This window comes from Rhizobium sp. R634 (assembly GCF_002211305.1).
Lineage (GTDB): Bacteria > Pseudomonadota > Alphaproteobacteria > Rhizobiales > Rhizobiaceae > Rhizobium.
Window position 1 is genome coordinate 936,966 of the sequence record NZ_LOKW01000001.1, and the last position, 7,545, is coordinate 944,510.

The 7,545-nt window shown below is 57.5% G+C and carries 7 protein-coding genes; 6 read left to right on the forward strand and 1 reads right to left on the reverse strand.

The window, feature by feature from the left end; all coding sequences use genetic code 11:
- Positions 1-42: 42 nt before the first annotated feature.
- Entirely contained in the window at positions 43-279 is a 237-nt protein-coding gene (locus tag ATY77_RS04240) for a hypothetical protein (protein ID WP_088686198.1), read from the reverse strand.
- 272 nt (positions 280-551) lie between these two features.
- Between ATY77_RS04240 and ATY77_RS04245 the strand changes: the two genes are divergently transcribed.
- From ATY77_RS04245 to ATY77_RS04270, 6 genes are all read left to right on the forward strand, one after another.
- Positions 552-1,490 (forward strand): substrate-binding domain-containing protein, encoded by a 939-nt coding sequence (locus tag ATY77_RS04245; protein WP_088686199.1) that lies wholly within the window; start codon positions 552-554, stop codon positions 1,488-1,490.
- 135 nt (positions 1,491-1,625) lie between these two features.
- Entirely contained in the window at positions 1,626-2,618 is a 993-nt protein-coding gene (gene iolG / locus ATY77_RS04250) for an inositol 2-dehydrogenase (protein WP_088686200.1), read from the forward strand.
- A gap of 32 nt (positions 2,619-2,650) precedes the next feature.
- Complete coding sequence (locus tag ATY77_RS04255) at positions 2,651-3,613, forward strand: Gfo/Idh/MocA family oxidoreductase (RefSeq protein WP_088686201.1); 963 nt, start codon at positions 2,651-2,653, stop codon at positions 3,611-3,613.
- 118 nt (positions 3,614-3,731) lie between these two features.
- The gene (locus ATY77_RS04260; protein ID WP_088686202.1) at positions 3,732-5,306 is read left to right on the forward strand and encodes a Re/Si-specific NAD(P)(+) transhydrogenase subunit alpha; all 1,575 of its coding nucleotides are present in this window, start codon (positions 3,732-3,734) and stop codon (positions 5,304-5,306) included.
- An 18-nt stretch (positions 5,307-5,324) separates the two neighbouring features.
- Positions 5,325-6,758 (forward strand): NAD(P)(+) transhydrogenase (Re/Si-specific) subunit beta, encoded by a 1,434-nt coding sequence (locus ATY77_RS04265; protein WP_088686203.1) that lies wholly within the window; start codon positions 5,325-5,327, stop codon positions 6,756-6,758.
- A 486-nt stretch (positions 6,759-7,244) separates the two neighbouring features.
- Positions 7,245-7,545 (forward strand): Gfo/Idh/MocA family oxidoreductase (locus ATY77_RS04270; protein WP_190237576.1); only part of this gene is annotated, 301 nt, incomplete at its 3' end.

A 7,545-nucleotide genomic window follows, 5' to 3' on the forward strand; every position in this document is an offset into this window, starting at 1 on the left:
CCGCCTCGAGGAACAGGAACTGCGTCGTGAAGTCCGCCGGACTCATCGTCCGGCAGCAACCGGAGAAGGTGCAGGATCCGTTTCGGCGGAAGCTTGATCGACCCCAACCGCGCGCTGCAGAACAGCTAGGCTCGCCTGGGCCTGCATCAGCCGGAGATCACCGATAATAACGCCCTCCCGCGCGAGAAAGGTGGAGATCGGGTGACCGTATAGAATACCCATTAAAATGGCGGCTGAAAGCAATGGCGCGCTGCGGATCGCTGCTTTGGAGATGTGCATCGTTACGTTCCCTTTTTTGTCGATGATAGATTAAAAAAATAATTGGTCAACAATAATGTAATCGTTGACATTGCCAATTTTTGATGTTGTATACGTTAACATCGACCTTTTACAGCATATTTTTGTCGCCGTGAGCCTCAAGAAGGTGATCGGCGCGCTAGAACGCAGTAGGTCGAGGTATGTAAACGTTAACATATCATCCGGTCTCGGAGGAGGCCGTTTCGGTGACAGCGGGTGCCGCCAGCACACCGCCTTCAAGGAGGGGAATACGCATGAAAAAGCTCATCACTGGAACTGCAGCACTACTTTTGGCAACGTCTTCTGCCTATGCCGGGGATATCGGCGTGGCGATCTCTCATAGCGATTCCTTTCTTGCTGTAATGGTGCAGGGAATGAAGGATGAGGCTGCCAAGACAAAGCAGCCGCTTCAGATCGAGTTTGCGGAAGCCGACATCAACAAGCAGCTGTCGCAAATTCAGAATTTCATCGCCGCCAAGGTCGATGCGATCATCGTCAACGTTGTCGAAAGTTCGGCCTCTCCGGCGATCACCAAGATGGCGGCCGATGCCGGCGTGCCGCTGATCTATGTTAACAATACGCCGAGCGACCTCGATGCGCTCGGCTCGAAGGCCGCATTCATCGGATCGAACGAAGCCGAGGCTGGTGAGCTCGAGACGAAGGAAGTTTGCCGCGTTTTGAAGGAAAGCGGCAAGACCAGCGATGCGGGGATTCTGATTATCCAGGGCCTCTTGGCGCAGCATAGTGCCGAACTGCGCAGCAAGGCCGTACACGACGTTATCGCAACGCCCGACTGCAAGTTCATGAAAGTGATCGACGAACAGTCGGCCAACTGGGATCCGGTCAAGGCGCAGGACCTGATGACCAACTGGATCACGGCCGGCTACAAGCCTGCTGCCGTCATCGCGAACAACGATGAAATGGCGCTCGGTGCCATCAATTCCATGAAGGCGGCCGGCTGGGACATGAAAGACGTCGTCGTTGCGGGCATCGACGCTACCAAGGAAGCGATGCATTACATGCAGACCGGCGATCTGGATGTGAGCGTCTTCCAAGATGCGATCGGTCAAGGCGCCGGGTCCGTCGACGCCGCAATCAAGATGGCAAAGGGAGAAAAGGTGCAATCGCCGGTTTGGATCCCGTTCGAACTGGTCAATCCTGCCAACGTCGACAAGTACATCAGCAAGAACTGACACTACGGCGGACAAGACAGGTGCGCATCCCGATGCGCACCTGTCTCTCACGAAGGTTCCGTCGGAGCCCTCGTCGAAGCGACGTGACCCCCTGGCGGGACGCCTTTTGATCTTGGGTCAGAAAGAGATCGTAAGATGGTTAGATTCGGCATTTTGGGCTGCGGTCGCATCGGTCAGGTACATGCTGCATCGATCGGACGGATCGAAGGCGCCGAACTTGCTGCCGTTGCCGACATTTCCTCCGAGGCGGCATCTGCCTGTGCGGCGCGCTTTAAGACGGTCGTTCGCCGCATCGACGACATTATCAATGCCAACGATATTGACGCTGTCGTCATCGCCACTTCGACATCCACGCATTTCGATCTGGTGACCGCAGCAGCGCGGACGGGCAAGGCGATCTTCTGCGAGAAGCCAATCGATCTTTCCTCCGAACGAGTTCGCTCTTGCATCCAGGCCGTCAATGCTGCCGGCGTTACCTTCATGACAGCCTTCAACCAGCGTTTCGATCCTCACTTCAGCGCTCTTCAGGCACGCGTGCGGGCGGGTGAAATCGGCGATGTGGAGACCGTTTCGATCGTATCCCGCGACCCTGGCCCGCCTCCCGTGTCCTATATCAAAACCTCAGGCGGACTTTTCCGGGACATGATGATCCATGACCTCGACATGGCGAGGTTCGTTCTTGGCGAGGAGCCGGTGACGGTATTCGCAGTCGGCTCCAATCTTATTGATGCGGGCATCAAGGAAGCCGGCGACGTCGATACGGCTGCCGTCATTCTAACGACGGCCAGCGGACGAATCTGCCAGATCACCAATTCGCGCAGGACGACTTACGGCTACGACAAGCGTCTGGAAGTCCACGGATCCAAGGGGATGCTTCGCGTCTCCAACGTGCTTGAGAACCTGGTCGAGCGGGCGGGAAACAGCGGCTTTGAACAGGCTGTCGCCCAAGCCTTCTTTCTCGAGCGCTTCGAAGCGGCCTACCTCGCCGAAATGCGCCATTTCGTCGAGGCAGTCTCTTCCGGAACCGCCCCGGTTCCGGGCGCCGAGGATGGACTTCGCGCCCAGCTCATTGCCGACGCGGCAACAGAGTCGTGGCGAGCGTGCCGGCCGGTCGAAATCCCTCGCTAACGGCCAAAGTGTTTCACATTCGGAAAACGCCCATGAAAATCGCGATCATTGGCCTTGGCAAGGTGGCCGAGCTCCATGTCCAGGCACTTCGTCAAATAGGACCAGATATTTTTGCCGGCGGATGGAATCGCTCGGTGGACAAGGCGGCGGATTTCTGCCGCCGTTTCGGTGGGGTGGCGTACTCTTCGGTCGAGGCGCTCCTCGCCGACGAGAAGATCGACGCCATTCTCGTCGCCACGAGCACGGCTTCCCATTTCGAATTTGCCAAGCGTGGTCTCCAGGCAGGAAAACACGTCCTCCTGGAGAAGCCGCTTTGCGAAAAAGCCGAACAGATCCGGGAGCTTGCGGACATCGCCGCAAGACATGACCGCATCTGTATGCCGTCGCACAACTACATCTACGCAGAGAACATGCGCCGTCTCAAAGTTCATATCGAGGATGGCCGGCTGGGTGACATCGTCAATTTCTGGGCGATCTATAACAAGCGTCATGACGCCTCCATTGGTGAACCCGACCTGACGATGCGGGAATTGATGGTTCATCACGCCTATTGCATGTTGTTTTTCCTCGGGCGCCCTTCGCATGTTTACGCCACGGGCACGAACGTGCATTTCGACGATAAGCGGGCGCACGACCAGCTCATGATCACTGCAGAATATGCCGATGGGAAAATTGCAAACCTCTGGGGCAGTTTCTCGGCCGACGACAGAAGTCGCGAACCATGGTCCTGCTATTTTAAGGTCTTGGGTACCGAAGGAAGTGGTGTCGTTCCCTGGGACGTGACGAAATTCGGGCAGGCATCCATCCCGTTCTGGGATGATGCGACCTATTGGGACAGTTTCCTGCAGGTCGAGCAATATTTTCTGAATGAGTGTCTCGCAAAGGCTTCGCCTCCGCTATCAACGTTGGCTGATGCCTATGACGCGGCGGTCATTCTCGACGCGGCGCGTCGTTCATTGGTCGAAAAACGCCGGATAGAAATCACCTACCGGTAAGGATCGATAACGGAAGCGCACGTTCTTCGTGACGACAGCAAAATTCAATTGGGAACCCATACTGGCTTCGATCGTGCCATCGGGCATTGGCTGGTCAACAAACCATTTGTGAGGAAAGATGAAAATCGGGGCGCCAAAGGAGACCCATGCCGACGAAAAGCGCGTCGCACTGACACCAGAGAGCGCGTTGCACCTCCAAAAGCTCGGATATGAATGCCTGGTGGAAACGGGTGCGGGACTTGGCTCGGGTGTGTCGGACGATGCTTATCGCACAGCTGGTGTCGAGATATTGCCTGCGGCCCAGGACCTGTGGCAGGCAGCGGATGTCGTCGTGAAGGTCAGGCCGCCGCAACAGGAGGAACTGGCACTGTTGAGGCAAGGCAAGACCATCCTGTCGTTCGTCCATCCCGCCCAGAATGTCGACTTGCTCGAAATGGCCCGCGTGCGCCAAGTAAATCTGATCGCTATGGACATGGTGCCGCGCATCTCAAGGGCGCAGAAGATGGACGCTCTGTCGTCCATGGCAAATATCGCCGGTTATCGCGCGGTAATCGAGGCTGGCAACAGTTTCTGGCGTTTCTTCACTGGACAGGTGACCGCAGCGGGCAAAGTTGCGCCGGCCAAGGTCTTGGTCATCGGTGCAGGCGTTGCCGGGCTTGCGGCAATCGGGACTTCGACGGCGCTCGGCGCGATCACCTACGCCTTCGACGTTCGTCCCGAGGTCGCCGAGCAGATTGAAAGCATGGGCGCTCAGTTCGTCTTCCTCGATTTTGCCAACGAGCAGTTGGACGGGGCGGCAAGCGGCGGCTATGCGACGCCGTCCTCGCCGGAATTCCTGAACGCCCAGCTGAGCAAGTTCCGCGAGCTTGCCCCACAGATCGACATCGTCATATCAACCGCCCTGATACCGGGGCGTGATGCTCCCAGACTCTGGCTTGCTGATATGGTCGCGGCGATGAAACCCGGCTCGGTAATCGTCGACCTTGCGGCTGAACGCGGTGGAAATTGCGAACTTACCATCGTTGACCAGAAGGTGGTGACTACGAACGGCGTCACGATTATCGGCTACACGGATTTTCCAAGCCGGATGGCGGAGCAGGCCTCGACGCTTTATTCCAACAACATCCGCCACCTGATCACGGATCTGACCCCGAACAGGGATGGCCGCCTCGTCCACAATATGGAGGACGACGTCATCCGCGGCGCCACGGTCACTCATGAGGGTAGACTTACGTATCCCCCGCCGCCGCCAAGAGTTCAGGCCATCGCCGCCCAGAAGCCAAAGGAAAGGTCAAGGGAACTCAGTCCCGAGGAAAAGCGCTCGCAGGAGCTGATTGCCTTCCGAAAGCAGACCAAGGCCCAGGCACTGCTGCTGGCCGGCGGCACTATGCTTCTCGTGCTGGTCGGCGCATTGGCACCAGCCAGCTTCATGGGCCACTTCACCGTTTTTGTCCTCGCCTGTTTCATCGGGTTCCAGGTTATCTGGAACGTTAGCCATTCCCTCCACACGCCGTTGATGGCGGTGACAAATGCTGTATCGGGAATCGTGATCGTCGGCGCGCTTTTGCAGATCGGGTCCAGCAACGGCATCGTCATCGGTCTCGCCGCTGTCTCGATCCTGGTCGCCACAATCAACATTGTCGGCGGCTTTCTCGTGACGCAGCGCATGCTCTCGATGTTCCGGAAGTCCTGATTAGTTGGGGTTACACATATGACTATCGGTGTCATTTCTGCCGCTTATGTCTCGGCGGCGGTGCTCTTCATTTTATCTCTTGGGGGCCTGTCCGGCCAGGAAAGTGCGAAGCGCGCCGTCCGCTACGGCTTCGTTGGCATGGCGATAGCGATTGTTGCGACAATCCTGGGACCGGCCTTCGGCAACTTGTCAGTCACTTTTGCGATGATCGCAGCCGGCGCCGGAGCGGGTTGGCTGGTCGCGAAGAAGGTACAAATGACAGAAATGCCGCAGCTTGTCGCGGCTCTGCATTCCTTCGTCGGCCTGGCGGCCGTGCTGATCGGCTTCAATACACATTTCGAGACAGCGACTATTGCCGCACTAGACGAGGCCGCCAAGGCGCAGCTTTCAGGATTTGCGGCGATTCTCGCAGGCAAGACACCATTGGAAATGGCGATAATGAAAGTCGAGGTTTCCCTTGGTGTCTTCATCGGAGCCATCACCTTTACCGGTTCTGCGATCGCTTTCGGCAAGCTGGCAGGAAAGCTCGACGGCAAGGCGCAGAAACTGCCCGGGGGCCATGTCCTCAACGCCGCTGCAGCAATCCTTTCGTCCGTTTTGCTGGTGGTCTATGTGCAAGGCGCCGATATGTGGGTGCTGGCCGCAATGACGCTTCTCGCCTTCTTTATTGGCTTTCACCTGATCCTGGGTATCGGTGGCGCCGACATGCCCGTCGTCGTCTCCATGTTGAACAGCTATTCGGGCTGGGCTGCGGCTGCGATCGGCTTTACGCTCGGAAACGATCTTCTGATCGTCACCGGCGCATTGGTTGGCTCTTCGGGCGCAATCCTGTCCTACATCATGTGCAAGGCGATGAACCGTCCCTTCGTCTCGGTTATTCTCGGCGGCTTCGGCGCAACGACCGGTTTTGCAGTTGCGATCGAAGGCGAGCAAATCGCCATCGATGCCGACGGCGTCGCCGCAGCACTCAACGATGCCGACAGCGTTGTCATCGTTCCGGGATACGGCATGGCTGTCGCGCAGGCCCAACAGGGTGTTGCGGAATTGACACGCAAGCTGCGCGCGGCGGGAAAAACCGTAAGGTTTGCAATTCATCCCGTCGCCGGCCGCCTCCCGGGTCACATGAACGTGTTGCTTGCTGAAGCCAAGGTTCCCTATGATATCGTCCTCGAAATGGATGAGATCAACGAGGACTTCTCCCAAACCGACGTCGTCATCGTCATCGGTTCAAATGACATCGTCAATCCAGCTGCTCAGGACGATCCGACGTCGCCGATCGCTGGCATGCCTGTGCTGGAAGTCTGGAAGGCTAAACAGGTCTTCGTCTCGAAACGCGGTCGGGGCGCCGGCTACTCTGGCATAGAAAACCCGCTCTTCTATCGCGAAAACACGCGGATGCTGTACGGCGACGCAAGAGAGAGCATGGCGCAGCTGCTGCCGCAGATTGCTTGATTCCCAGACCAACTGGAACGCTGTGTAAAAACTCGCAAACTTCATCCAGGCATTTTCTTTCAAAGATGCCGTCGCTGGGTGCCTAGCGCCGTCATGCGGCAGCGAAGCACGGCAAGTGAAAGATGGCGTCACAGTCTTCGTTCGCCGGCAGTTGCTGCCGCTTGGATACACACGATTCGAACGGCTGGTCTGCCGCCGCCTGCGTCTCTCCGCAATCAAAGGTGCGGCACGTTTCGTGCGGAAGGGCGGCCGTCATTAGCTCAGCCCGGCCAATAGGAGCACCCGGTTTGCGGCGAGGCGGGCTTTTGGCGTGCTCCGCTTTTGGAGGGGGCAATTCCCATCACATTTCCAATGTAATCGTTGACATTGGGATTTTCTCGTGTTGTATACGTTAACATTACAGTTTCTTGACGGGCCGGACAGATGTCCGGTCCTTGGGTTTGATCAGGTGCGGGACGCGTTCCGGGCCATATGGAGGCTTTTGCGGTGAAGAAGTTGAACGTTGCGCTTATCGGGACAGGCTTCATGGGGAAGGCGCACTCGATTGCGACCGCCGTCGTGCCGATCCTGTTCGGTTCTCCTGTTGAAATCGAGCGCAAGGTGGTCGTCGACATCGACGAGGAATTGGCGCAGAACGCGGCCAAACAATATGGCTTTACCGAATACGCCACCGACTGGCGCGATGTCGTTTCGCGCCCGGACATCGATATCGTCGACATCTGCACACCCAACAGCACGCATGCGGAGATCGCCATTGCGGCTGCCAAGGCCGGCAAGCACATCATGT